The organism is Bacillus sp. GW823-FHT06A11 (assembly GCF_058795355.1).
In genome coordinates this window covers 746,979-772,965 of record NZ_JBXAHS010000002.1, presented here as the reverse complement: position 1 = coordinate 772,965, position 25,987 = coordinate 746,979, and the positions used below count along the sequence as shown (strand labels likewise).

The window sequence follows — 25,987 nt, the reverse complement described above, 5'->3', positions numbered from 1 at the left end:
TTGCGGTTTTCATACTGGAAGAATATAATAAAAAACAGAAAAAGGGAGGAATTACAATGAAAAAAATTGAGGTTTATACACAACCTGATTGTCCGCCATGTGTTATTGTGAAAGAATTTTTGAAGCATAATAACGTTGCATATGAAGAATTTGACGTAAAAAAAGACGCTGCTGCTCGCAACCGTCTTTTAAACGACTATGATTCCTATTCAACTCCAACAGTCGTAATTGATGGCGAAGTAGTTGCAGGTTTTCAAATTGAAAAGTTACAACAACTACTCAATATAGAATAGGAATAGGTAAATACCTATTCCTATTCTTATCCCGCTGTTTGTAGGTAGTAAAACTCCCACTAATTAAAAGTTTCACTTTATAATTGTTGCAACCTTTTTATTTCAGTTAAAAGTTCCTGACTTTCATGATATCCTGCTAACTTCCATTTATCTTGATCCCTTTTCAATGTTACAATTTGATATTGTCCACTTTTTGTCCGCTCATATACATATAAATTTTTATGCTCTTGATCATACGACATTTTCGTTTCTGAATTAAAAGAAAACGGTGCTTCTTTTGCCGGAAGTAAATATTCACCACTTTGTTTATCACTTCTGCTATTTTCATCTGTAAATACTTGAAGGAAATTATCTGTAAAATACGGTGATAACGTCTCTATCATCTTATTCATCGGCAAATGCTTCCCACGAATTGAAAACTGGGTTTCATAGCCTTTTTGTATCGTTGTAAATACTTCTTTCCGATCCACTTCCACTTCCTCTTTCCCTAAAACAGTCGTAACACTATAACCAACTAGAAAGGCAACACATACAAATAGAACAAGCCATATTCCATATTTCCTCATTTTTTCACCTTCCTTTTAAAAGAACTTGTCTTTGTAGTATTCATTGTAACAATGATTATGCAAAGAAAGGACAGATTTCGTTCGTAAAATCTTTACAACGATAGACAGCATTTTCATCACCATTTTCACTATTACCAATTTATGATAAAAACAAACAAAAAATGCACGAATCTCTTCGTGCATTAAAATAAAACATCTTCTTCATATAAATATTCATATGATAAATCTATAAATAAAAAGTTGTCATCATCTATTGGGAAAGAAAATGTTCGTACCATTTCGCCCGTTTCGATATCTGCATATAAATCTGAAAGCCTTGCCTTATTCTCAAAACGCATTTTCATGATATTCTCGAGAAAATACGGGCGCCAACTCCAGTTCTTCATATAATAATCCGGCATCACAATCCATTCTCCATCTTTTTTCATAACATTTCCTGATTGTTGGAAACCATCTTCATTACAAATAAATATGCGAAAACTATACTGTGATACACTTTGACTAAATTGTAATAACCAATCATTGATATCTTCATTCTTTTTTTGTTTTGATAAAACATCGCCAATGCGATCGCGTAACATCTCTGTTAAATTATAAATTTTTTGTAACTTCTTCTTTTCATGTTGAATAAACTGATGACATTCATTACCAAGTCGCTCTTTCAAAACATTCGTTTCAATAAAATCAGGTAAACATTCTTTCAAATAATTACCTTGATAATATCTTCCGCCGTTCTTCCAAGCATATTGCAGTTGATAAAAAGCATCTATTTCTTCATATAACAAAGTTGCACCAATTCTTCTAGCAAGTAATGATAAAGAATATAAAATATCTTGATAAGATTGTAAAAGTGCTGTTTGCCTTAAGTTCGTTAAATCTACTTTTAAAATATCAGGTGCTAACACGCTAATACGCTCTAAATTACTTGTGCCCGTTCCGACTTTATTAATCGAAATTTGAATACCATATGTACGATAATACATAAGCAAATGATTAAATTGCTCTATATCTTCTTTACATTCATGCTCTGTAATCTCTAAAACAATTTGTTTTAAATTTAAACCTTGTTCTTCATACCTCAATAAAAGTTGAAGCAAGCTTTCATCATCATCATTCATTAATACATTAGCATTCCGATGTATAAATAATAATAATTTTTGATCGCTTTCTAAATAACGATTTAAAGCTTTTTCTACTATAATATTATCCGCTTCCAGTTGAAATTCACTTGGAATCGAATCATCGTGAAAGAAAGAAGCTAAACTTTGTATGCCCTCTTCTGTTTGAATACGTCCTACTACTTCGTATCCAATTACAGTATGCTCATCAGCACTAAAAATAGCTTGATAATAAGGAAGGACTTTATCCAAGTTACTCATTACATCTAATGCATCTATCAACGTGCTTCCCTCCCTTTACTTTTCAAAAATTATAACATGATATTTACGGAAAAATAATAAAAAATCCCTTCAGTTTTCCTGAAGGGATTAGAGGGGTAAAATGCTAAGGGGAATTAGCAATTCTACTATGAAGAAAAAAGAGGTCTTAAATATAACGTATATATGACCTCTTGTAAACACTTTTCTTTCATATGTCACAATTCCGTCACATTTAACCATAAAAAATGAATCAAACATTCATTTTTTTATCCCTTTTAAAATGGATATTGATGTAAATGTTGGCCTCCATCCATTGTCATGCAAGTTCCATTTATGTACGCAGCTTCATCTGAACATAAATAATAAGCTAGACCAGCGATTTCTTCTGGCGTACCCAGCCTTCCAAGCGGAACACTTTGTATCGTACGTTTAGCCATTTCTTCTGAAATCCATAATTTATCAGCACCGCCCGTACGTTCAATTGGTCCTGGCGCGATAGCGTTAACTCGTATTCCATATTTACGTCCCCACTCAACAGCGAGCGTCTTCGTCATCGCTAATACTCCTGCCTTCGCTGCAGCCGAATGAATAACTCCTGGACCAGCATCCCATGCATATGTTGCTACCATGTTAATGATATTCCCTTTTATACCTTTTTCAATCCAATATTTTCCGACAGCATGACTACAGTAAAACGTACCGTTTAACACAATATTAATGACTGAATTCCAGCCATTCACAGATAAATCTTCTGCTGGACAAATAAAGTTTCCAGCTGCATTATTTATTAAAACATCAATTCTACCAAACTTCTCATCAATCTGTTCAATCATTTTCTGAATGTCATCCGTATTTCTTACATCCATTTGTACAGGTAACACTTGCCCTGGAAATTGTTCAATTTCCAACTTTGTTTCCTCTAGTTTTTCCTTTGTACGTCCTGTAATAACAACTCGTGCCCCTTCTTTTGCAAAACGAGTCGCCATTCCTTTTCCCATTCCACTCGATCCACCTGTTATAATAACTACCTTTTCTTTCACATACATCCCCTCCAAAAAATGAATACATATTCATTTTATCACTTTATTTAATAGAAATCTTTATATTTTTAAACTTTTCTGATATTTTAACGTAAAGAACTTTCTTTTTATTCATTTTTTTTCGTAATCTATACTACTTTTTTATTATGTAAAGTATATTTTAAATAAACTGAAAGGAGATTTGAGTAGCCTATAAATGGAATAAAAACATTGAGGTATACTCATATTTTTATGAAGCACATTACAAGAAGAAATTTTTTAAAAATTGGTATGCGTACTTGTCTCTATTCATTTATAACCAGCAACATCGGATACTACTATGCTAAATATATAGAGCCCCATTTCATTTCTTTTACACAGCACACATTAAAATCACAACTCATCCCAAAAAGTTTTCATGGTATGAAAATTCTTCAATTCAGCGATTTACATCTCGGATACTATTTCTCGCTTCAACATTTATCTAAAGTTGTTTCTAAAATTAATGCTGTAAATCCAGATATTGTCCTTTTTACCGGAGATCTCATTGATAATTATCAAACGTATACTGACACTCCTTTCGTTGCATCCATTTTAAAAAATATACAAGCCCCCTTCGGTAAATTCGCTATTTATGGTAACCATGATCACGGTGGATATGGAACTGAATACTATGAGCACATCATGCGTGAATCAGGATTTGAGCTATTGCTAAATAGTGAAAAAAGAATTCGTCTAATGGATAATAGTGAAATTTCTATTTTCGGTCTCGATGATATACTACTAGGCAAACCAAAAATAGAGAAAACATTAGCGCATGCACGGCAAAGTACTTATAACATTGTTCTTGTTCACGAACCAGATATCGCGCCCCAAGTTTCTAGATATCCAATCAACTTGCAACTTTCTGGTCATAGTCACGGCGGACAAGTACAAATTCCTTTTTTAGGAGCTATTATTACACCTTCACTCGCCAAAGACTATATTGAAGGCTTCTATACAATTCAGGATTTAACTCTCTATGTCAATCGAGGCCTGGGAAGAACACGTGTCCCATTTCGTTTTATGTCAAAACCTGAAATCACAATTTTTACACTCCAACATTCGTAATGATTCGCCTATTTTCTTACATATCCTTTCTTGTACGCGCTCATCCATGTTTCGTTTACCATATGATAAAAATGAGTCCAATAAAGGAGGTATGTTCATGTATCCATATTATCAACCAATTCCAGTCCGTTCAGCACCTATTGGTCCAGTAGGCGACTCACGCTTCTTCCCGTTTTTTGGCGTTCCCTTTCTAGCTGGAATTGCTGGTGGATTGCTCGGCGGAGCATTAGCTTTCGGCCCTCGACCATTTTATCCACCTTATCCACCACCTTTTCCGCCGCCAGCACCTTATCCTTGTTACGGTGGACCATGTCAGCAACCATACTATTACTAAGTTAAAATAAAGATTCTTTCAAATATTATTCTCTCAACGAGCCATCTCATTACACGCTTATAATAAAACTATTGTTTCTACTCATCCTTCCATTTTTGGAGCATATGAGTAGAAAAAAGTAAAAACCTCTTATTGACATAAGAGGTTTTTACTTTTTTTATTATTCAGCGTCTGTATTTTGATACGCCATCTTAAACAACTTCACTTGGCTATCAATTTCTTCTGTACTACCATTAATAACATAATAGTAATCACCATCTTTATTTTGTTCACGTGTTTTCACATTATCAGCTAATGTAAGCTGTAAAATCGCCTTAATTCGTGCCTTCATTTCAATATCTAATATCGGGAAAGATATTTCCACTCGCTTCTCCATATTTCGCGTCATCAAATCAGCTGAAGATAAATATATTTTCTCCTCCCCATTATGATGGAAATAATAAATACGGCTATGTTCTAAATATCTTCCAACAACACTAACTACACGAATATTTTCACTTACATTTGGAATACCAGGTCGTAGGCAACATGTCCCTCGAACAATGAGCTCTACCTTTACTCCAGCTTGTGATGCTTCGTACATTTTTTTTATTAATGGTTTATCTGTTAATGAATTCATCTTAGCGATAATATATCCATTGCCATATTGCCTATGATAACGGATTTCTTCATCTATTAAATCTATAAATTGCTCTCTTATATCAAATGGTGCAACCGATAAATGATGAAACTGTGGCTTTGTTGTATAACCACTTAAATAATTAAAGAAATTGGTTGCATCAACCCCAAAGTCTTTTCTTGATGTAATATATCCAAAATCAGTATATAACTTCGCTGTTGCATCATTATAGTTTCCAGTTCCAAGATGTACGAACCTTTCAATTTTTCCGTTTTTTCTTCTTACAACTAACGTAATTTTACTATGTGTTTTCAAGTGACTTACACCGTAAATAACATGACAGCCTGCCTGTTCCAATTCTTTAGCCCAATGAACGTTGTTTTCTTCATCAAACCTTGCCTTTAATTCAACTAATACCGTCACTTGTTTTCCCTTTTCAGCCGCTATCTTTAACGCCTGAATAATTGGTGAATCCCCACTTACACGATATAACGTTTGTTTAATCGCAAGTACATTCGGATCGTCTGCCGCATCACGAACAAAATCAACTACCGGCTGAAATGATTCAAAAGGATGATGTAATAAAATATCATGCTCAATTGCTTTTTCAAATACATCTTCTTCATCACCTAAATCTTGAGGTGGTTGCGGAATAAGAGCCGGATATACAAGATGTTCATATAAAGGAGCTAGTTTTTTATATAAAGAAAACAAACATGTTAAATCTAATGGACCATCCATTATGTATACATCTTCATCTTTTACTTCCAGAACCTCATATAATAACGCTAATACTCTTTCATCAATGTGTTCTTTCCCAACTTCTAAACGAACAGCAGCCCCCCACTTACGCTTTTTTAATTCTTTTTCAATTACCTTTAATAAATCTCTCGCACCTTCTTCATGAATCGTTAAATCTGCATTGCGTGTAATACGGAAACGAGTAACAGATGATACTGTATATCCCGTAAATAATTTATGAGTAAAGCTACTAATTACGTCTTCTAATAAAATAAATTTATGCTTTTGCCCTTCGCTCGGTAAAATTATGAAGCGCTCAAGTAATGAAGGAACTTGCACAATTCCTAACTTCGTCCTGTTTTCTTCTTCCGCTTGCTTCTCATCATATAAAAGAGTAGCCAAATTCAAACTTTTATTTAATAACATTGGAAATGGGCGATATGCATCAATAGCTACAGGAGTTAACACCGGAAAAATTTGCTCATCAAAATACTCTTCTATAAATTCTCGCTGCTCTTTCGTCAAATCATTGAATGTTAAACGTTCAATTCCCTCTAACTCAAGCGCTGGTAATACATAATTTTTAAATGTATCATATTGTACTGTCATTAGTGCATGTGCTTTTATCGCAATTTTATTTAATTGCTTTTTTGGTGTTAAGCCAGCTTTATTTTCTGGCTGGTTAAATCCAGCACTCACTTGATCCTTTAATCCCGCTACACGTACCATAAAAAATTCATCTAAATTCGAACTAAAAATACTAATAAATTTCAATCTTTCCAAAAGTGGATTATTTGCATCTTGCGCTTCTTGTAAGACACGTTCATTAAATGCTAACCAACTTAACTCTCGATTATTGTAATAAGCTGTATCATTTAAATTTACTGCATTCCCCTTCAATAATTCCATTCTCTTCACACTTCCCCTTGAAACTTTTTTACTATAATTTAGTTACTTTTATTTTAGCAAATTACAATATTATAAAGTGTAAATTTTTTGTAAAGACATCCGTACAACCTAATGTTTTAGTTCAAATAACAAGTTAATATTCGTTTTTAATACTCTTTCTAACTGTTTTTTTTGTTTTTCAGCTTGCACTTTTTCCGCTAATGCTGATTGTTCGCATAAAACTTTAAACGTTAACCCTTCTTCGTTTTCTGTTATAGATATGGTATCAACAAGCGATCGTTGCCTTACATTTAAAGTAGCTGAAAATTGTAAAACAGCTCCTAACAGGCGGATTTTTTTTTGTTCGCTTTTATCAAACCAACCTTCAAATGGTGATAAATGTTGTTTAAATAACATTTTTGATTTATACGATGCAATAAGTGCTAGCCTTACTCGATCTTTATGCATCATGCCATCAATTGTCTTATTCGCTAATAAATAAAACGTATGTAAACGGCTCGCTTCTTCGTCTATATATTTGCCTATATTAAATACTTTCGCTGCTTGATGGAACACTTCCCAGTCTTTTATTGACATAGAAATAAGCCCTATTTCCTCAAGTTGTTTGCAAATTAGTCTTCCATGTTTAATAAGTTGAATTACAAATTCCATATCCATTTCGTATTCATGTGATAGTAAATGCAAACTTTCTTCAACTACGTTCGGATAATATGAAACCCCCAAATCTTTTGTCAACTCTTCATAGAAAACACCTTCTCTTAACCCTTTTCTACTTAATACAAATGCCGGTGCCTCTATAACATGAACAAGTGTATGAAATACTTCAACCGCTGGAATAATCGTATCCGCTCGATCTTTTGCCAATCCTTCCAATTTCTGAAGTTCTATGAACGACAATTTTTCTAATTCATCTTTTACATTTTCAATATCTTCTTCTTTCATCTTGTATAAATGTAATCCTGCTATAGGATAACATATTAAATTTTGATGGATTTTTACTAAGTTCCTCGCACTACCACCAATTGCAATAAGAGGCAATTTCTTATTGCTTAACCATGGTAACGTTCGAAATTGAAACTCTAAATACCGTTGCATTCCTTCTAACTCATCTTTAGTAGGAATATCACCTTTAATAAATTGTTGCTTTAAAGAAAGTGCCCCAAAAGGAAAACTATGGTACTCTAAAATCTCTCTATTTCTAAAGTATGTAACTTCCGTACTTCCCCCACCAATATCTACCGTTATTCCTTCTGAAAACGATGTAGAATTCATAACCGCCAAGTATCCGTAACGCGCTTCCTCATACTCTGATAATACCCTAAGAGTAAAGTCCGTTTGTCCTTCAATAAGCTTTTTAATTTCCTCTTGATTCTCAGACTGTCTAATTGTTGCTGTTGCAACACAAAGTACATGATGCAACTGATGGAACCTTGTACTTTCTTGAAATTGAAATAATGTCTGTAATAATACTTCTAGTCCCTCTTCATTCAACACACCATCAATTAAGTAATTCCTTAACCTAGCAACCACTTTCGTATTTTCAATCTCTTTATAAAAACCTCCATTTTGCTTTTCATAAATAACTAAACGCATTGTATTAGATCCAATATCTATAATGGCATACTGTTGTTTTAATATTTCTTTCAAACTTCTCACTCTTTCATTATCAAATTTCAAAAACATATTCTATTACTATTATACAAAATAGTTGTTTTTTGTAACAATATTGCTTTAATATTGAAAATATATACAATCACTTTTTGCATATAATAAAAACCTCTTTTATTTATGGTATAATAATGAAAAATTGAAAGGAGATTCAATATGAAACCTTCACAACCACAATCTCAATTACAAAACCAACATTCTATTAATCGACTAGCTCAATCTATTTTCGTTGTGAATCGTCATGCTAAAGCAGCTACTAATCCTAAATATTTATACTGGTTAAAAAAGACAGCTTTAGAACGTTTGATTGCTGAAAAAAAAGCAATTAAAGAAGGATTACATTTTTCTAGAAACCCACGTTTTAGCCAACAACAATCTGATGTCCTTATACGTTTAGGCGATTATTTTTTCCACATCCCTCCTACGAAAGAAGATTTTCGAATTCTACCGCATCTTGGTCATCTTGAATCCTCCTATCGAAATCCGAAAACAACCTTATCTTTAACAGTAGCAAAAAAAACACTTCAAGATTATATTGGTCCTGAAGCATTGAAACAAGAAAAAAAATTAAGTGAACCTGTTCCATGGTATAGTCGTACTTATACAAAAAAATAAAACAGTTTGGCCAAGTGTAGGCCAAACTGTTTTATTTTTTCTCTTCTTTAATTTTAATATTTGCTTGTTTATAAAAAGCTACTTTTTCTGTATTATAAGACTTTGTGAATTCATTAAATTTATCTTTTTCTGACTCAATATCCTTATAAGATTGATTTACTACTTTTACTTTTTCACTAATATCTTTTAATTTAGTACCTTTATCTTGTAACATTGTGTATAACTCTTTTTCTTGTTTTAAAGATTTATTATAGCTGTCATACATTTTATTAAATGAATCGTGTCGTTTCTCATAGGTGCTTTTCACTTTATCAGCTTGATCTTTCAACTTATTATCTTCAATTTTCTTCACATACTTATCAGCTGACTTCACTTCTTCTTGCGCTTTATTTAAAGCCTCTTTTTCTTTTGTAAGTACTTTTTCTCGTTCAGTTGTATTCTTTGCTGCTTGATTCAATTTTTCTTTAACAGTTTGATTATTATCTTTTCCTTCTTGCACAATCTGGTTATATAATTCTTGTCCTTCTTTCTCTAAAGCCTCAAGTTTTTTTGCATCTTCAAACATTGTTTTTTCTTGTTTAGCAGCGTTTTCAAACGCTACATATAATTCTTCTTCTGGTTTCGGTCCAAAACAACCGGCTAATAAAGTCATTGATAATGCAGTTATAATTGCTAATTTACTATATTTCAACATCTCTTCCTCCTATTTATAAACGACCATCGTGTAATATAAAAAAGTTATAAAATATGTAATTGTTCTATACACTCGCATCTTTTTTACGAAGATCATTAATATTGTTTGTACGAATTATTACTTAATATTACATTATTCTTTTTGAAGTATTTAGCAGTTCCATATCCATCTTTAAGTATAGTTCTTCGTGTTTTTTAAAACCTGTTCACACTATGTATTACCTTAATGGCCACAGAATTTCACCTCAGTCTTAATAAGACTATAATAGTTCACCTGATAAAAGGTGATCGTTCCGCTCTCACGTCTATCATTCCCTTTCCAGCTTTCTATCAAATAATCTCTTTGTTCATTTTACACAGTACAATCGATATCTCGCAACAACTTACAAATATTCTTTTCATTTCCTAAAAAGGAAAAGTGTAGAGCTTGCTTTCCTCTACACTTTTAAAATAAAACACATTGTGCAAATTGTATTGGCACTACCATCATAATTATATGCTTATTTCATATATTTTTAAAGACTTTTATTACAAACGCAACGTTTTTTGTAATAAAAGTCAAAAAAATGTTACAAATAAAACTTCTTCCTATCATATATCTTCAAATCAAAGCTTCACTCATTTTCTTGCAAATTTCTATACTGATACAATTGATTTTGCGACTTTCTCAACAGTTCTTCAAACGTTTTTCCTTCTACTGGATAGCTAGCTGCTCCAAATAAAAGAGTGACACTGAGTAAATCACCTTCTATTTCACTTTCAATATTTTTCATTAATCTGTTTGTTATTGTTGATGTTTCATGACCATTATCAATTGCTACAATAACATACTTATTTTCATCCCACTTTGTAACAACATCTCCCTTCCGAATTGTCTTTACAATGGTACTCTCTAATTTTTGTACTAACACTCCCAATTTTTTTTCTTGTAACGTGTCTTTTAATCCTTCCCATTCTTTTACAGAAAGAATGTAAACCGTAATATTACGGGAATCTCTTTCAGATAAAGCGGCTACTTTCCCAAAAAAATCAACAACAAAATCGTTGCTTGCCATTCCTCCTCCTTCCACATTCATACGCTTGTTCGCTCTTTTATCATACCAATGTCCAAAATAATAACTTAGTATCATTTGCAATATATAAATAATAAAGACGGTATAAAATGATCGTGAATCCAGTTTTGCAATTACATCCTGAAGTGCAATCCATTCTGTAACTGCCACTGTATTTCCAAGTAATAATCCACTAATTTTCCCTTTATGTTTCATACTTCTCCCCCTTTTATACCAATATATGTTTCTATATCAATAATGTTTTTCTACAAAATAAAAAATGTACATATGCAATGTACATTTCTGCTTAAGCTTGTATACCTTTCCTACTCTATTTCATATATATAATATATAACTTTTATAGAAAGGAGTAATCTATATGCTACAAAAAGAGAATCTATCAGATGCTATGCGTTTACTAGCTGGTTTTCTATTATCATTAAAATTATTATTTACCTCTTTCGGCATACACTTTATTACAAACGATCAAATCGACGCTATTGTTAATGTTGTTTCATTTTTATTTATTCTATACTTTGGCTACAAAAATAACTATGTAGGAAAAAAAGGAATAGAGCAAAAGAAAATACTCAAAAAACACAACCTTCACTAAAAAAGGAACCTTTTGTACAGGTTCCTTTTTATCATTGCCGCACAACAACTTCATTTGTTTGCAGTGGACCATATGATATCTCTTTATCTTGAAATGTATATGTAGCCTGAAAGAATGCTTGTTTAAGAGCTTTATCTTTATTAGCTTTTATTTTGCAACGTAGTTCCACCTTTTCATTCGGTAACAAATCATCAATTCGCCACCTTACAAGCTGGAATAAAAACTCACTTATCCCCTTATCAACTTTTAAAGAATTAGGAATATAAGCAAAGTAATCTCGAATCATATGACTTACAACAACTCTCGAAATCATTTCTACCCCTTTATTTTCCACTTCAATTCGCATAATAAGTATGTCGTTTACATCGTAGGTCAATTCATACGAAAATTGTTCTGTATACATACTACCAATTTGCAATGTAACGGCTACTTGAGGAAATTCATTTTCCTTTTTCGATCCGTCAATCCACAATACTGGTTGTAGCGGTATTGAATACTTTCCTGTATCCGAAATTCGTCCCCATATTTTCATAATATATATTCACCTCATTTCAGATGTACCATACACACAATGAATTCCCCAACTTACTAAAGCTTGCTACAAGTAATGTTTAATATTTCTCTTCCTTTTATCCTATTCGACAATATGAAGAAAAAACCATTTTTCATCTATTAACAGAAGGTGTTCTTTATGAAATTTTTTTACAATTTACTTCATTTCCTTTATAGCAATATTCGTATCGCTCACTCGTTCTCTACTCATATGAAAGAATATTTTGACGGAAGAAAAAATTTGCCTTATAGTCAAATTTGACTATAATATTCTTTATGGCATATTAGTGCACTTATGGAAAAGAAATTAAAATCAACTATACATTTAAATTTTTTATCCACTGCACTCAAAACTTAATATAGTTTACTTATTTCTAAAGGAGGGTTATATTTGGAAATTCAACCATTAAAAAAAGACACCAACAAGACAAAATTTGTTGTTGCTGGTTTGCTGCTTGGTATATTAATGGCCGCAATGGATAATACAATCGTTGCAACCGCAATGGCAACAATCGTTGGAGACCTAGGAGGCTTTGATAAGTTTGTTTGGGTCACATCAGCTTATATGGTAGCAACAATGGCAGGGATGCCTATCTTTGGGAAACTTTCTGATATGTACGGGCGGAAACGTTTTTATATTGGGGGCCTCATTCTTTTCTTATTCGGTTCTGCGCTTTGCGGAACAGCTTCAAGTATTGAGCAATTAAGTATTTATAGAGCTATTCAAGGTATCGGTGGTGGTGCCCTTATGCCTATCGCCTTTACAATTATGTATGATATCTTCCCACCAGAAAAACGCGGGAAGATGACAGGGCTATTCGGTGCTGTTTTCGGGACATCTAGTGTATTCGGTCCTTTATTAGGTGCTTATATTACAGACTATATAAGTTGGCATTGGGTCTTCTATATCAATATTCCATTAGGACTTATCTCCTTTTTCTTCATTACTAAATACTACAGTGAGTCTCTAGAATTTAGAAAACAAAAAATTGATTGGGCTGGTGCTATTACACTTGTCATAAGTATCGTTTGCTTAATGTTCGCATTAGAACTTGGTGGTAAGGAATATGCCTGGAATTCCACTGTAATTATTGGCTTATTTACAACAGTAGTTATTGCGCTTATTATTTTCTTCTTTGTAGAAAGAAAAGCAACCGAGCCTATTATTTCGTTCCATCTATTTAAAAAACCTTTATTCGCAGCTAGTCAAGGAGTTGCCTTTTTCTATGGTGCTGCTTTTATTATCTGTACAGTTTATATTCCAATCTTCATTCAAGGCGTTCTTGGAGGTTCGGCCTCTAATGCTGGATTAATTTTAACACCAATGATGGTTGGTTCTGTAATTGGAAGTCAAACAGGAGGACAATTAGCTTCTCGAACAAGCTATCGTAACATTATGATGGTATCTGGTGTCTTCTTCGTTCTTGGTATTTATTCATTAAGTACTTTAACAATGGACACACCTCGTTTACTCGTAACACTATTTATGATTCTCGCTGGGCTTGGTGTTGGCTTCTCATTCTCAGTATTAAGTATGTCTTCTATTCACAAGTTAGAAATGCGAGACCGCGGTTCGGCGACATCAACAAACTCATTCTTCCGATCACTCGGTATGACTCTTGGTGTAACGATTTTCGGTACAATTCAAAATCATATTTTTACAGATAAACTAAACTCTGTGTTCTCCCCTGAACTAGCAAAATTAGCTCCAAAAGGCGGAGACACAAGTTTCTTATTATCACCAGGCGCTACCGCAAAAATTCCTGTTGAAATATTAGCGGGTATTAAAGAAGCTCTCGCTACATCTATTGCGAACACATTCTTCTGGGCACTCATCCCGGCTGTACTAAGTGTTATTTGTATTTTACTAATGGGAAATGAACGCCTCTTTACAGGCCCTAAAAAGAAAGAAAAACAAAAGCAAGTCAGTTAATATAAAAAAGAAGCGGCATATCCCTTTATGAAAAAGGATATGCCGTTTATAATATGTATAAAGTTTTTATATACAGGAGTTGAGACAGCATGAGCATGAAATTAGTCATTCTCGGCTTGCTACTCGAAGGAGATAAACATCCATATGAAGTGCAGCATATTATGAAAGAACGACAAATGGATTGTTATATTAAATATGCTAAAGGATCACTTTATTACGCTTTCGAGCAATTAGAAAAGCAAGGCGCAATTCACATTACAAATGTAATTAGAGATACAAACCGACCTGACAAAACGATTTTTCATATAACAGAAGAAGGCAAAAAACTATTCCACACTTTACTATTAAAACAATTCGAAGCAAAAAACCAAATATATAAACCTATTTATTCAGCCCTATCTTTCGCTCACTTTAGCAATGATCATGAATTAGTTCCTATTTTAGAAAAAAAGAAAAATGATACTCTTCAATATTTACATACTATGCAAACGATATATGATTGTAATAAAGGAAAGGTTCCACGTGCACAACTATATATCTTGCAAAGTGTAATTGAGCATATTACAGTTGAATTACAATGGCTAAACACCCTCCTTAAAGATGCTATAGCAGGCCGACTTTCAGAAGTTGCTATAGATGAAAATTGAGCTATGAAAGAAGACATCCCTACTTCTTTCATAGCTCAATTTCTCTTTTTATACTGTAATATTATTAGTTACTTCAGAATAAAAAGTCAGAATAATAAGAAATAAAAACTTTGGAATTTTCTTATTTTAAAACAGTAGACAAAATTCCAAAAATTGTGTTAGAATTTGTTTCAATATCATATCGCTTGTTAAATTCCTTTCAAAAGGAAAATAGGTACACGAACATTTCGTTTCGTGTTTAAAAGGGAAGCTTGGTGAAACTCCAACACGGTCCCGCCACTGTAAATGCTGAGATTTCTTTTTGGTGCCACTGTGAAAACGGGAAGGTGAAAGAAATTATATGAAGCATAAGTCAGGAGACCTGCCTGTTTTAACAACACTGATAGATTCACGGATGATGATGAGGTGTTAAAACAAAAAGGAAGGCTTATTTTCTATGTCTTTGCACTTTTTGTTATAAGTATTTCCTAGTAAACGGAAATGCTTACTTTCAATTAGGGAGGAATTTAAAATGGCAATTCAAACAAGTAACTTAGGTTATCCACGTATCGGACTACAACGAGAGTGGAAAAAAACATTGGAAGCTTTTTGGTCCAATAAAATTGATGAAGAACAATTTTTAACAACAATGAAAGAAATTCGCCTTCAACACGTAAAAGTACAGCAAGAAAAAGGGATTGAACTCATTCCAATTGGCGACTTTACATATTATGATCACGTTTTGGATACTGCCTATATGCTAGGATTTATCCCATCACGTTTTTCTGAGTTTACATCTTACCTTGATGTATATTTCGCAATGGCGCGTGGCTCTAAAAATCACGTAGCTTCCGAAATGACAAAATGGTTTAACACAAACTATCACTATATCGTTCCTGAATATGAAGAGGGATTACAAATCTCTTTAAAAGATAATCGTCCACTTCGCTTATACGAAGAGGCAAAACAAGAATTAGGAGTAGATGGAAAGCCTGTTATTTTAGGTCCATATACTTTCTTAAAATTAGCTAAAGGCTATACACAAGAACAATTTCCTTCCATTTTAAAACAGTTAGTTGCACCTTACGTACAACTGCTTTCAGAACTACATGCAGCTGGTGCACAAGCCATTCAAGTTGATGAACCAATTTTCGCTTCTTTAACGAAAGAAGAAGTTCAACAAGCAAAAGAAATTTATGAAGCTATTCGTAAAGAAGTTCCAAATGCGACTCTTCTTTTACAAACATATTTTGATAGCGTGGAAGAAAACTATGAAGAAATTATTACATTCCCGGTATCCGGTATTGGATTAGATTTCATTCATGGTAAAGAAGGTAATTTAAATGCTATTTCAAAATATGGATTCCCAGCTGATAAAACTTTAGCTGTCGGTTGTATAGATGGCCGTAACATTTGGAGAGCTGACCTTGATGAAGTTCTTGAGTTATTTACAACGTTACAAAAACAAGTCCAAACGAAAGATTTCATCGTTCAGCCTTCTTGTAGCTTATTGCATACACCGATCGATAAAACAGAAGAAACTCACTTATCGACTGAGCTATTTGATGCATTAGCATTTGCAAATCAAAAATTAGAAGAGTTAGTTCTTATTCATTCCGCTCTCACTCAAGGTACAGAAAGCATTAGTACTGAGCTGGAAACATATCGAAACGTACATCATACAATTCGCTCATCTGCTGCACGTAACCGAGAAGATGTCAAAGCAGCACGAACAGCACTAAAAGAAGAAGATTTTTCACGTCCTCTTCCATTTGAAAAACGATACGAATTGCAACAAGTTGCCCTGGAGTTACCACTATTACCAACAACGACTATTGGTAGCTTCCCGCAAACAACTGAAGTTCGTCAAACGCGAAAAGAATGGCGTAACGGTGTTATTTCAAATGAACAATATGAACAATTTATTGAAAAAGAGACAGAAAAATGGATTCGTTACCAAGAAGAAATTGGGCTTGATGTCCTTGTACATGGTGAATTTGAAAGAACTGACATGGTCGAATATTTTGGTGAGCGCCTTGCTGGTTTCTCATTCACTAAAAACGGTTGGGTACAATCATACGGTTCCCGCTGCGTAAAACCGCCTGTTATTTATGGTGATGTAGCCTTTATTAACGGAATGACTATTAAGGAAACAATTTATGCACAAAGCTTAACGGAGAAAGTTGTAAAAGGAATGTTAACTGGACCTGTTACGATTTTAAATTGGTCCTTCGTTCGAAATGACATTCCAAGAAAAGAAGTTTCGTATCAAATTGCACTAGCTCTTCGTCACGAAATTGAACTACTTGAATCTTCCGGAATTAGAGTAATCCAAGTCGATGAACCAGCACTTCGTGAAGGAATGCCACTAAAAGAAAAAGATTGGGATGCTTATATTACATGGGCAGTACAATCCTTCCTTTTAGCAACTTCTTCTGTAGCAAATGAAACACAAATTCATACTCATATGTGTTACAGTAACTTCGAAGATATTGTTGACGCGATTCGCGCATTAGATGCAGATGTAATTTCTATCGAAACATCAAGAAGTCACGGAGAATTTATTGATACATTAAAACATACAACATATGAAAAAGGCATCGGTCTAGGTGTATATGATATTCATAGCCCACGTGTACCGAGTAAAGATGAAATGTATAAAATCGTAGAACAATCTTTAGAAGTATGCGATCCTAAATATTTCTGGATTAATCCTGATTGTGGTTTAAAAACGAGAAGAACAGAAGAAGTTATTCCAGCTTTAGAACATATGGTTCAAGCAGCGAAAGATGCTCGTTCCCTTTTAAAAACAAACGCATAACAAAAATGGGTTATCCTTTTCTCAGGATAACCCATTTTTTATTCTTTACTTTCAAAGAAGAATTCGTATTGTATTTTATATAATTCATCATCCGTTGGCTCTTCAAGAGGAATTGCTTGTAAGACAACTGTATACTCACCATTTGGAATAGATATTTGAAATTTGTTTGAAAGAATACTCGTTATAACGATACTTTCATTTTCAACCGTAAAAGGAACCGTAATCGTTCTAACCACTTCTTCTTTTTCAATATGTTTCCCTGGGGTCACTTTCACTTCACAAGTATAATCAGAAAGTGCTTCAAAAATAACAGTTCCCTCTGCCTCAGCATAACCTCTTTCAAAATCTTCATCCGTCCAGTCTACATAAGGCTGCTCACCGTCATAGTTCATCAACATTAATTGCGAATAAGAAATTGTTAACTCCATAGTTCCTCTTCTCCTTCATTATGAAATGTACAAATACTACTTCACTTCAAATTTCACACGCGTACCATCTGGATATTTATCTAACTTATTCCCTACCCAAGAGCCTGCTCCCCGGTTATCCGCCGGACTTATATATTCAATATGTGCTCCTTTTCCGCCTTCCTTGCACATCGCCATTGGCCATTCATCACGATCATACCCTTTTTTTGATGGATACGGTGCTAACGACAATTTCCTTCTATTTGCAGCACCACCACGATCGATTGTACAAACTTCTGAATGCCCTTCTTTTATAGCATCCGTAATATGTTTTCCTGTCTCTGGATAACGTTCTTTCGGAAATTCTAACACTTGATCATACGTATTCGTTTTCTTTACACTTGTTTCCTCTGGCACAAGTACTTCATAAACTGCTACTAAAATAGACAGAATTGCAATAATTGAAATGATAATACCTTTTAATTGCTTCATGTATACCTCCATGTTTCTACCAGTTTCTTTTCCTCAGTTATTATAACAAACTTCTCCTGTATATGTTTTCAGACATTATTTTAGTTATTCCTTGCCATTCCGCCAAAAAATTTCATTTTTTCACTAATGCTGTAGAAAACTAATAGCCTTCCGACATTCTTTTTCAAAGGAAGTCCTCATAAAAGATTGAAATGATATATACGATACTTTTTGGGGAGGAAATATCATGGAAGCTACCTATAAAACGAAAGATGTCACGAATAAAACAGGCATCCCAAAACATATAGTCCGCAAATATAGTCAACTGTTAGAGGAACATGGTTATATGATTTCTAAAACAGCTGATGCTCGTATTTATAAACTTGATGATTTAAAACTATTGAAATCTATACATGAAAGAGCTGCCACATTACAAGAAGATATTTCAGAAACGATACCGATTATTTTAAAAGAAAAAGAGGCCCCACCTGTACCAGTTATACAAGATAAGCAAGAGATACAACCGAAAGAAAAAGAAGATGGGCGTAACTTTGAGGAGTTCATGTTGAAACTTGAAATGCTAGCTCAATTAAATGAAGCAATTATTCATCAAAATTCTACTCTAATTACACAAAATCGTTTAAAGGATGAAAAACTAGATGAATTGATGCAACAAGTGTATGTAAAAGAAGGCTCTCAAGAAAAAATGCTTCAAGAATTAGTCGAGCACGCCGCTCAAACAGATGCATTGCAAAAAGAAAAAATGGACTTATTAATGAATCATATGTATAAACGAGAATCCAAACAAGAAGAAAAAATGAATAAACTTGTTAGTCAAATTTATAACAAGGACAGTAATCGTGATGCACAGCTTATGCAAGTTATTCGAGAAATTCAAGAAACAAAAAGAATGGTCGCTGCCTCAAAAGAGCAAAGCTTCTTTCAATCATTTAAAAGTTTATTTAGCCGAGCAAAACAAGAAAAAACAAATGAATAAACAATATAAAATAAAAAGTTACCTTCCATCGGTAACTTTTATTCCTTATTTTGTACAGCTGGTAATATAATAATTGCTTCAGTGCCTTTTCCACTTTCACTCTTATATTCCAATGTACCATTATGCGCTTGTAAAATACTAAATGTTACCATAAGCCCTAATCCTGTCCCTTTTTCTTTTAAAGAATAATATGGTTGCCCCAGCCTTGCTAACTGTTCTTTCGTCATACCAACACCACTATCTTTAACTCTTATTATGATTGTTTCGTCTTTTTGAATAGCTGTTACTTTTAAATATCCTTTATTTCCTTGAATTGCTTCAATACCATTTTTAACAACATTCATAATAGCTTGCTTCAATTTTGTCTTATCACCAATCGTATAAAGACTTTCTGAAATTTCAACTTGTAAATATACACCTTGCATCGCTGCAAATGACGACATAAGAGTGGTCATTTCTATTAATTGGGCTGATAAACAAATGTGTTCTTTTTTCTCAATTTGCGGCCTTGCTAAATTCAAGTAATCTGAAATAATTTGTTCCGCCCGATCCAATTCAGCTAATACGAGACGCATATAATCCTTATTCTTCACATCTTCCGTACTTTCTAGCAATTGGATAAATCCACGAACAACAGTAAGTGGATTTCGAACTTCATGTGCCACACTTGCTGCTAACTCACTTACAATATTAAGCTTTTCTGATTTTTGCATCTCTGTACGTAGCAATGCATTTTCGTTTAAATATTCAGTTAAATACACCTGAAATACCATTGTCATGACCATGATAAGCGAGGCAAATATAAATCCGCTATATATTTGCGAAATATACGGTGTAAATCCTGTTTCCAAAAGAACATTAATCATGCCTAATACTAAAGAAACAAGCACATAAAATGATGAAATCATAAATGCTAAAATTAATTTCTTATCTCTTGAAAAAAGAGACCATTTCTTTGATAAAAATAGCGGAACTATCAATAGAAATGTTACTTCTAAAACTGGAAGAAAGCTCATTCCCTTTAGTAACCATTCATATGCAACAAAAATAACCGCTGGGATTAAACCAACAATCCCACCATATAAAAAACCACTGACAATTGGAATTGGGTGAAAGTTATACCCACACACATTGCCAAAACAAATAGAGTATGTCATGGAGAGAACGAGCGTAACGCTAGATAAAAACATAATAAAGTAACGATTTGGCTTCGGAGGCATTTCTTGATAGCGATTTAAACGAATCGCTTCATATAAAAATAGTGGTAAAATTATGATGGCAATTTGAATCAACAAATCACGGATAAGCTCCATAACCTCTCATCCCCTATATGTATTTTGATATGATTATATCATTTTATAGGTTTATTTGTTTTAAAATTTTGATTTTTCTTAACATATTTGTTAATTCTTTGTTAACAACTCATAATAATTGTTACAGATTTTCGAAATGATTGTAAACCCTGTACCAAATTTCCTTCGTGCAGTATACAATGAATACGGATTACAAAGAAAATGTAAAAATACTTTTTTAGACGGACAACTATAGCAAAATACAGCATATAATCCATACTATCTATGTTTACAAATAAGTGATCATTACTTTAGTAGGAGGAAGATAAATATGGCGGGTACTACGCTTGTTTTAAAAGAAGAAAATTTGGTTGTTCTAGAAAATGTTGAAAAATCAGTATATGAAGAGTTACAGCATAAAGCAGGAGATGAAGATTGCACATGTGCTGTGAACGAATCAGTTGTTCACCTTGGCAAGGTATCCTCTGTACTCTGGAATGAAGATGAAATAGATTGGGAATACGGATATTAAAAAGTCGCTTATAGCGGCTTTTTTTCTCTTTTCTCTCTCTTTCTAAATTACATATACAAAGCGCAATCATAGAAAATATGATAAAATGAACTTAATTTTCAAACGGAAGAAAGGGAGATACAATGGAACAATTCATTAACCCTAGAGTGAAGGATATCCAAATTTCTGGAATCCGTCAATTCTCTAACATGATTCAACACTATGATAATTTGATTTCTTTAACAATCGGACAACCCGATTTCCCTACACCTTCTCTCGTAAAAGAAGCGGCAAAACGGGCTATTACAGAAAACTATACAAGCTATACACATAACGCTGGTTTACTAGAATTACGTAAGGCAGCTTGTAACTTCGTAAAAGATAACTACGATTTACATTACTCACCTGAAAACGAAACCATCGTTACAATTGGTGCTAGCGAAGCAATTGATGTTGCATTCCGAACGATTTTAGAGCCAGGAACAGAAGTAATTTTACCTGCTCCTATTTATCCAGGTTACGAACCTATTATTCGATTATGCGGTGCAACGCCCATTTTTGTAGATGTTCGTGAAACTGGATTCCGTTTAACAGCTGACGCGCTAAAAAATGCTATTACAGAAAAAACAAGATGTATCGTACTACCATATCCTTCTAACCCAACTGGTGTAACTTTATCCACAGAAGAATTAAAAGATATTGTAGATGTTTTAAAAGATAAAAATATTTTCGTCCTTTCAGATGAAATTTATAGCGAGCTTGTGTATGAACAAAAGCATACATCTATCGCTCATTTCCCAGAAATGCGTGAAAAGACAATTGTCATTAACGGTTTATCTAAATCACATTCTATGACTGGCTGGCGTGTTGGACTTTTATTCGCACCAAGCTATTTAGCAGGACACATATTAAAAGTTCATCAATACAATGTAACGTGTGCTACTTCAATCGCTCAATACGCTGCGATTGAAGCATTAACAGCTGCTAAAGACGCACCCAAAATGATGCGCCACCAATATAAAAAACGCCGTGATTACGTATATAATAGACTCACTCAAATGGGATTAGCAGTTGAAAAGCCAACAGGTGCATTTTACTTATTCCCATATGTTGGTCATTTGACATCTTCATCATTTGATTTTGCACTTGATCTTGTCAAAGAAGCTGGACTAGCTGTAGTTCCTGGAACAGCATTCTCTGAATACGGTGAAGGCTACCTTCGCTTGTCCTATGCGTATAGTATCGAAACTTTAAAAGAAGGCTGCGACCGATTAGAAGCCTTTCTAAAGAAAAAAGCTAAGAGTTAAACTCTTAGCTTTTTTCTGCATAATGATCACAAGTTTGACGTTTTAGTAATTTATGAGGAATAATGATACACTTTGCAGTGGATTCTGCATTCTCTACTTTATCAACTAAAGCTTTCGCTGCCTCATATCCTAGCTGATAAATATTCACATCAACTGTCGAAAGTGGAGGGCTCGCAATTTCTGATAATAAAGCATTATTAAAGCTTACAATAGAAACATCCTTCGGTACAACGAATCCTTTTTTAGAAAGAGCACTTAACACACCAAGTCCAATTAAGTCATCCGTTGCCATAATTGCCGTCGGCGGTTGCTGCAGTCCCATTAATTCCTCAACGGCTTGTTGACCACTTTCCCTCGAAAAATCAAAATGTAAAATATATTCTTTTGGTAATACAATGTCTGCTAATTTCAAGGCATCACTCATACCAGCTAAACGATCTCTCGTTACAAGTAAATCTGATCCACCACCAATGAACGCGATTTGCTTATGCCCTAATGAAATTAAATATTCTGCCACTTCTCTTGCAGCTGTATAATTGTCATTATCTACATATGTAATTTCATCTTTTCGATCATATGGTTTTCCTATTAAAACAAACGGGAAATTCTGTTCATGTAAATATTGAATAATCCGATCATTCTCCCTTGAATATAAAAGAACAATGCCACCAATTTGGCGTCCCTGTACCATCTTTACGACACCATTAAAAATTTCTTCTTCCGTTTCACCTGTCGACATGTAAAGCGCATAACCTTCTACGTGTGCAAATGAACTAATCCCTCTTATAACTTCTGGGAAAAATGGATTTTGAAAAGCTTTACTTGCAGAACTTGGCATAACAAGACCAAGTGTTTTCGTCGTTTGGTTCGCAAGATTTCTCGCATTTAAATTGGGATGATACCCTAATTCACTCATCACTTTCCTAACACGGCGCTTTGTCTTTTCACTTATACTTGGATTATCAGCAATTACACGAGAAACTGTTGATGGTGCAACATTCGCTTGCTTCGCCACATCTTTAATTGTAACTGTCATAAAAATCCCCCTCCTCTCATTTCTCTGTCATTTTTCATATATTTTATCTCGCATTCATTGCAAGTCATAAACTTTCATTTCTTATATCTTGCAAAACTAATCCTATTCTCCCTCTTCATGTATTGTAAGGGATATAGCTATTTTTTCCTATACTATAATATACTATTTATTTCACTTCTTTTCACATGTGATGTCAAATCTCTTTTCATCTCCCTATAAAGTTATTTATAGGGAGATGAAAAGAAAAATGGGACATAATGTCCCATTTTTCATCCTTTTGTACCTCCAGCTGTTAAACCGGAAACAAAATATTTTTGTAGTGATAGGAATAAAATTGAAATCGGGATCGCAATTAACACTGAACCCGCTGCAAACGTTGTAAATTCATTACCGAATTTTTTCGCAACCATTTCATATAATCCAACTGCTAAAGTATAATTTTCTGGTGTTCGCAAAATAATACTCGCTAAAATGAAATCTGTAAATGGACCAATGAAAGTAAATAATGCTACAACCGCTACGATTGGCTTTGCAAGTGGCATAATGATTTGCCAGAAAATACGGAAATGCCCTGCTCCATCCATTCGAGCTGATTCATCCAACTCTTTCGGAATCGTATCAAAATACCCTTTCATAAGCCATGTATTCATCGGAATTGCTCCGCCCACATAAATTAAAATTAATGCAAGGTGTGTATCAAGTAATCCTGTTAACTGAGCTAATATATATAGTGCGATTAACGCTGCAAAATTCGGGATCATTTGCAGAATTAAAAATGTTAATAAACCATTCTTTCTTCCAACAAAACGATATCTCGAAAATGCATAAGCAGTAAAACTAATGGCTAGTACAGAGAAAATCATCGTCATTACGCTAACTTTCAAAGTATTTTTATACCAAAGTAAGTAATTACTTGAATCGAGATCAAGTAGCTTGCGATAATGATCTAATGTGGCATTTTTCGGAATAATACTTGACCCAGATAAACTATCACCTGGATTAAACGATGAGCCAATTATCCATAGTAATGGATAGAAAACAATCGCACACATTATGAAGATAACTAAATAACTTAATGAAAGACGTAGCATCTTTTGTCGTTTAATATTCATTTACATCATATCCTCTTCTTGGAATGATTTTGTTCTCTTAAATTGCCATAACGCAACTGTAATAACGATTAACGATAAAATCATTGTAAGAGCTGCTGCTTTGCCGTATTGAGCCGAAGTCATCGTTAACTTATAGATCCATGAAATTAAAATATCCGTTCCACCTGCATTTTGTCCAGACACAGCAGGTCCCCCGTTATTAAATAGATAAATAATACTAAAATTATTAAAGTTAAACGTATATTGCGTAATTAATATTGGCGCTGTTGCATATAACACAAGTGGCAATGTAATTTTGCGGAACTGTTGCCAAGCAGTTGCTCCGTCTACTGTAGCCGCTTCATATAATTCTCCTGGAATCGATTGCAGTATACCTGTTGTCATCGCAAAGACGAACGGGAAACCAAGCCACGTTTGAATCATAATTAAAGCAATCTTTGACCAAAACGGGTCTGTCATCCAAGCAATCTTTTCAATCCCGAATAAAGCTAATACTTGGTTATTAATTGCTCCAAATGTTTCATTAAACATACCAGCAAATACAAGAATAGATACGAATGCTGGAACAGCCCACGGTAAAATAAAGATTGTTCGAATAATTGCCTTACCTTTAATACCAGGCTGATTTACGATAATCGCTAAAAAAATACCAAGTGCAACTTGTAATGTTGTTGCAACGAATGTCCAAATGACAGTCCAAGAAAATACACTTAAAAATGTATCTCTCCACATCGGTAATGTGAAAATATCAATAAAGTTTTTAAAGCCCACCCAATCTACTAATTTAGCTGGAGGAGAATGATATAAATCATAGTTTGTAAATCCAATTAAAATTACGAAGATGATTGGAAATACGACAACAAAGATAAGTAGTAGAAAACCTGGTGAAACCATTAAATAAGGAAAGCCTTGATCTAACAAATTACGGTATTGCTCTTTTACAGAATTTAACGGTGTTCCAATATCACGTTTCTTCCCATTTTGATATGCATCATATAAGTTAAATGCATATATGCCAAGCCCAAAAGCGATAACGATAAGTGCCAAGATCCCTTCTACTAATAGAAAGACGGAATGGTCACGTGGAACTTCTGTACCGAGCGTTACAATGCCCCATAATCCCATATTTAATAAATCAGCAAAGGCTACAATAAATGAACCTGTTAATACTAGAAAAATAAGACCTTTTACAAATTGTTTATTATACATTTGGCCCACGCCTGGAATGATTGATAACATGGTTGCCACTTTCCTATGCTTTGAATCATTTAACCCCTTTGCAGGTTCCATAGATGTTTGCATGTTCCTTCC

25 protein-coding genes and 1 riboswitch are annotated in these 25,987 nt (G+C 33.8%); of the genes, 11 read left to right on the top strand and 14 right to left on the bottom strand.

Translation table 11 applies throughout. The features are described 5' to 3' along the window. Nucleotides 1–56: 56 nt before the first annotated feature. Nucleotides 57–293, top strand: coding sequence for a glutaredoxin family protein (locus tag AC1Q8L_RS12610; RefSeq protein ID WP_000717873.1), 237 nt, complete (start codon nucleotides 57–59; stop codon nucleotides 291–293). 77 nt (nucleotides 294–370) lie between these two features. Here AC1Q8L_RS12610 and AC1Q8L_RS12605 read toward each other — a convergent pair whose 3' ends face one another. The 3 genes from AC1Q8L_RS12605 to fadH form a co-directional block, all read right to left on the bottom strand. Then, complete coding sequence (locus AC1Q8L_RS12605; protein WP_001233805.1) at nucleotides 371–859, bottom strand: DUF3993 domain-containing protein; 489 nt, start codon at nucleotides 857–859, stop codon at nucleotides 371–373. Nucleotides 860–1,041: 182 nt separating this feature from the next. Further along, the gene (locus AC1Q8L_RS12600; RefSeq protein ID WP_000564307.1) at nucleotides 1,042–2,259 is read right to left on the bottom strand and encodes an EAL domain-containing protein; all 1,218 of its coding nucleotides are present in this window, start codon (nucleotides 2,257–2,259) and stop codon (nucleotides 1,042–1,044) included. Nucleotides 2,260–2,513: 254 nt separating this feature from the next. Then, nucleotides 2,514–3,278 carry a 2,4-dienoyl-CoA reductase gene (gene fadH, locus AC1Q8L_RS12595; protein ID WP_000660913.1) on the bottom strand — a complete coding sequence of 255 codons (765 nt, stop codon included), beginning with the start codon at nucleotides 3,276–3,278 and terminating at the stop codon, nucleotides 2,514–2,516. Nucleotides 3,279–3,509: 231 nt separating this feature from the next. On the opposite strand from fadH, the gene AC1Q8L_RS12590 reads away from it, so the two are divergent. Together AC1Q8L_RS12590 and AC1Q8L_RS12585 are read left to right on the top strand one after the other, a co-directional pair. Then, a complete protein-coding gene (locus AC1Q8L_RS12590; protein WP_025118419.1) occupies nucleotides 3,510–4,367 on the top strand; it encodes a metallophosphoesterase in 858 nt (285 codons plus the stop codon). 97 nt (nucleotides 4,368–4,464) lie between these two features. Then, a complete protein-coding gene (locus tag AC1Q8L_RS12585) occupies nucleotides 4,465–4,701 on the top strand; it encodes a hypothetical protein (protein ID WP_000283738.1) in 237 nt (78 codons plus the stop codon). A 160-nt stretch (nucleotides 4,702–4,861) separates the two neighbouring features. Here AC1Q8L_RS12585 and AC1Q8L_RS12580 read toward each other — a convergent pair whose 3' ends face one another. Beyond that, nucleotides 4,862–6,970, bottom strand: coding sequence for a polyphosphate kinase (locus AC1Q8L_RS12580; RefSeq protein ID WP_025118759.1), 2,109 nt, complete (start codon nucleotides 6,968–6,970; stop codon nucleotides 4,862–4,864). Nucleotides 6,971–7,078: 108 nt separating this feature from the next. After that, nucleotides 7,079–8,653 (bottom strand): Ppx/GppA family phosphatase, encoded by a 1,575-nt coding sequence (locus tag AC1Q8L_RS12575; protein ID WP_050551976.1) that lies wholly within the window; start codon nucleotides 8,651–8,653, stop codon nucleotides 7,079–7,081. Between the two features lie 141 nt (nucleotides 8,654–8,794). Between AC1Q8L_RS12575 and AC1Q8L_RS12570 the strand changes: the two genes are divergently transcribed. Then, on the top strand, nucleotides 8,795–9,253 hold the full coding sequence (locus AC1Q8L_RS12570) for a YkyB family protein (RefSeq protein ID WP_000804864.1): 459 nt from the start codon (nucleotides 8,795–8,797) through the stop codon (nucleotides 9,251–9,253). A 31-nt stretch (nucleotides 9,254–9,284) separates the two neighbouring features. Here the strand turns inward: AC1Q8L_RS12570 and AC1Q8L_RS12565 are convergent, their stop codons facing one another. Together AC1Q8L_RS12565 and AC1Q8L_RS12560 are read right to left on the bottom strand one after the other, a co-directional pair. After that, complete coding sequence (locus AC1Q8L_RS12565; protein ID WP_000922465.1) at nucleotides 9,285–9,947, bottom strand: YkyA family protein; 663 nt, start codon at nucleotides 9,945–9,947, stop codon at nucleotides 9,285–9,287. Nucleotides 9,948–10,560: 613 nt separating this feature from the next. Then, nucleotides 10,561–11,214, bottom strand: coding sequence for a diguanylate cyclase domain-containing protein (locus tag AC1Q8L_RS12560; protein ID WP_000680816.1), 654 nt, complete (start codon nucleotides 11,212–11,214; stop codon nucleotides 10,561–10,563). A gap of 163 nt (nucleotides 11,215–11,377) precedes the next feature. On the opposite strand from AC1Q8L_RS12560, the gene AC1Q8L_RS12555 reads away from it, so the two are divergent. Continuing rightward, nucleotides 11,378–11,611, top strand: coding sequence for an SPP1 phage holin family protein (locus AC1Q8L_RS12555; RefSeq protein ID WP_000939446.1), 234 nt, complete (start codon nucleotides 11,378–11,380; stop codon nucleotides 11,609–11,611). Nucleotides 11,612–11,642: 31 nt separating this feature from the next. On the opposite strand, the gene AC1Q8L_RS12550 is transcribed toward AC1Q8L_RS12555, so the two are convergent. After that, complete coding sequence (locus tag AC1Q8L_RS12550) at nucleotides 11,643–12,143, bottom strand: hypothetical protein (RefSeq protein WP_000708119.1); 501 nt, start codon at nucleotides 12,141–12,143, stop codon at nucleotides 11,643–11,645. A 411-nt stretch (nucleotides 12,144–12,554) separates the two neighbouring features. Between AC1Q8L_RS12550 and AC1Q8L_RS12545 the strand changes: the two genes are divergently transcribed. The 3 genes from AC1Q8L_RS12545 to metE all read left to right on the top strand — a co-directional run bounded on the left by AC1Q8L_RS12545 (nucleotide 12,555) and on the right by metE (nucleotide 17,543). Beyond that, nucleotides 12,555–14,096, top strand: coding sequence for an MDR family MFS transporter (locus AC1Q8L_RS12545; protein ID WP_061659892.1), 1,542 nt, complete (start codon nucleotides 12,555–12,557; stop codon nucleotides 14,094–14,096). 89 nt (nucleotides 14,097–14,185) lie between these two features. Next, the gene (locus AC1Q8L_RS12540; protein WP_000062063.1) at nucleotides 14,186–14,743 is read left to right on the top strand and encodes a PadR family transcriptional regulator; all 558 of its coding nucleotides are present in this window, start codon (nucleotides 14,186–14,188) and stop codon (nucleotides 14,741–14,743) included. Nucleotides 14,744–14,938: 195 nt separating this feature from the next. Continuing rightward, nucleotides 14,939–15,126: riboswitch (cobalamin riboswitch) on the top strand. Nucleotides 15,127–15,254: 128 nt separating this feature from the next. Further along, nucleotides 15,255–17,543 carry a 5-methyltetrahydropteroyltriglutamate--homocysteine S-methyltransferase gene (metE, locus tag AC1Q8L_RS12535; RefSeq protein WP_061659893.1) on the top strand — a complete coding sequence of 763 codons (2,289 nt, stop codon included), beginning with the start codon at nucleotides 15,255–15,257 and terminating at the stop codon, nucleotides 17,541–17,543. Nucleotides 17,544–17,581: 38 nt separating this feature from the next. Here metE and AC1Q8L_RS12530 read toward each other — a convergent pair whose 3' ends face one another. Both AC1Q8L_RS12530 and nucA read right to left on the bottom strand, forming a co-directional pair. Continuing rightward, nucleotides 17,582–17,971: a competence protein ComJ gene (locus tag AC1Q8L_RS12530; RefSeq protein WP_000424024.1), complete on the bottom strand. Its 390-nt coding sequence runs from the start codon at nucleotides 17,969–17,971 to the stop codon at nucleotides 17,582–17,584. 36 nt (nucleotides 17,972–18,007) lie between these two features. Beyond that, entirely contained in the window at nucleotides 18,008–18,442 is a 435-nt protein-coding gene (gene nucA, locus AC1Q8L_RS12525; protein ID WP_098311697.1) for a DNA-entry nuclease, read from the bottom strand. Nucleotides 18,443–18,668: 226 nt separating this feature from the next. Between nucA and AC1Q8L_RS12520 the strand changes: the two genes are divergently transcribed. Further along, nucleotides 18,669–19,418: a DUF3967 domain-containing protein gene (locus AC1Q8L_RS12520; protein WP_000388467.1), complete on the top strand. Its 750-nt coding sequence runs from the start codon at nucleotides 18,669–18,671 to the stop codon at nucleotides 19,416–19,418. A 38-nt stretch (nucleotides 19,419–19,456) separates the two neighbouring features. Here AC1Q8L_RS12520 and kinB read toward each other — a convergent pair whose 3' ends face one another. Beyond that, entirely contained in the window at nucleotides 19,457–20,731 is a 1,275-nt protein-coding gene (kinB, locus tag AC1Q8L_RS12515; protein WP_000420372.1) for a sporulation sensor histidine kinase KinB, read from the bottom strand. A gap of 310 nt (nucleotides 20,732–21,041) precedes the next feature. Between kinB and AC1Q8L_RS12510 the strand changes: the two genes are divergently transcribed. Further along, a complete protein-coding gene (locus AC1Q8L_RS12510) occupies nucleotides 21,042–21,242 on the top strand; it encodes a hypothetical protein (RefSeq protein WP_000929276.1) in 201 nt (66 codons plus the stop codon). Between the two features lie 122 nt (nucleotides 21,243–21,364). Continuing rightward, nucleotides 21,365–22,528 carry an aminotransferase A gene (locus tag AC1Q8L_RS12505; RefSeq protein ID WP_000434552.1) on the top strand — a complete coding sequence of 388 codons (1,164 nt, stop codon included), beginning with the start codon at nucleotides 21,365–21,367 and terminating at the stop codon, nucleotides 22,526–22,528. A 4-nt stretch (nucleotides 22,529–22,532) separates the two neighbouring features. Here the strand turns inward: AC1Q8L_RS12505 and malR are convergent, their stop codons facing one another. The 3 genes from malR to malC all read right to left on the bottom strand — a co-directional run bounded on the left by malR (nucleotide 22,533) and on the right by malC (nucleotide 25,978). Next, nucleotides 22,533–23,564, bottom strand: coding sequence for a maltose operon transcriptional repressor MalR (malR, locus tag AC1Q8L_RS12500; RefSeq protein ID WP_000219057.1), 1,032 nt, complete (start codon nucleotides 23,562–23,564; stop codon nucleotides 22,533–22,535). Between the two features lie 269 nt (nucleotides 23,565–23,833). Next, nucleotides 23,834–24,676, bottom strand: coding sequence for a maltosaccharide ABC transporter permease MalD (gene malD / locus AC1Q8L_RS12495; RefSeq protein ID WP_001022603.1), 843 nt, complete (start codon nucleotides 24,674–24,676; stop codon nucleotides 23,834–23,836). After that, a complete protein-coding gene (malC, locus tag AC1Q8L_RS12490; RefSeq protein ID WP_001194982.1) occupies nucleotides 24,677–25,978 on the bottom strand; it encodes a maltosaccharide ABC transporter permease MalC in 1,302 nt (433 codons plus the stop codon). Between the last annotated feature and the right edge of the window lie 9 nt (nucleotides 25,979–25,987).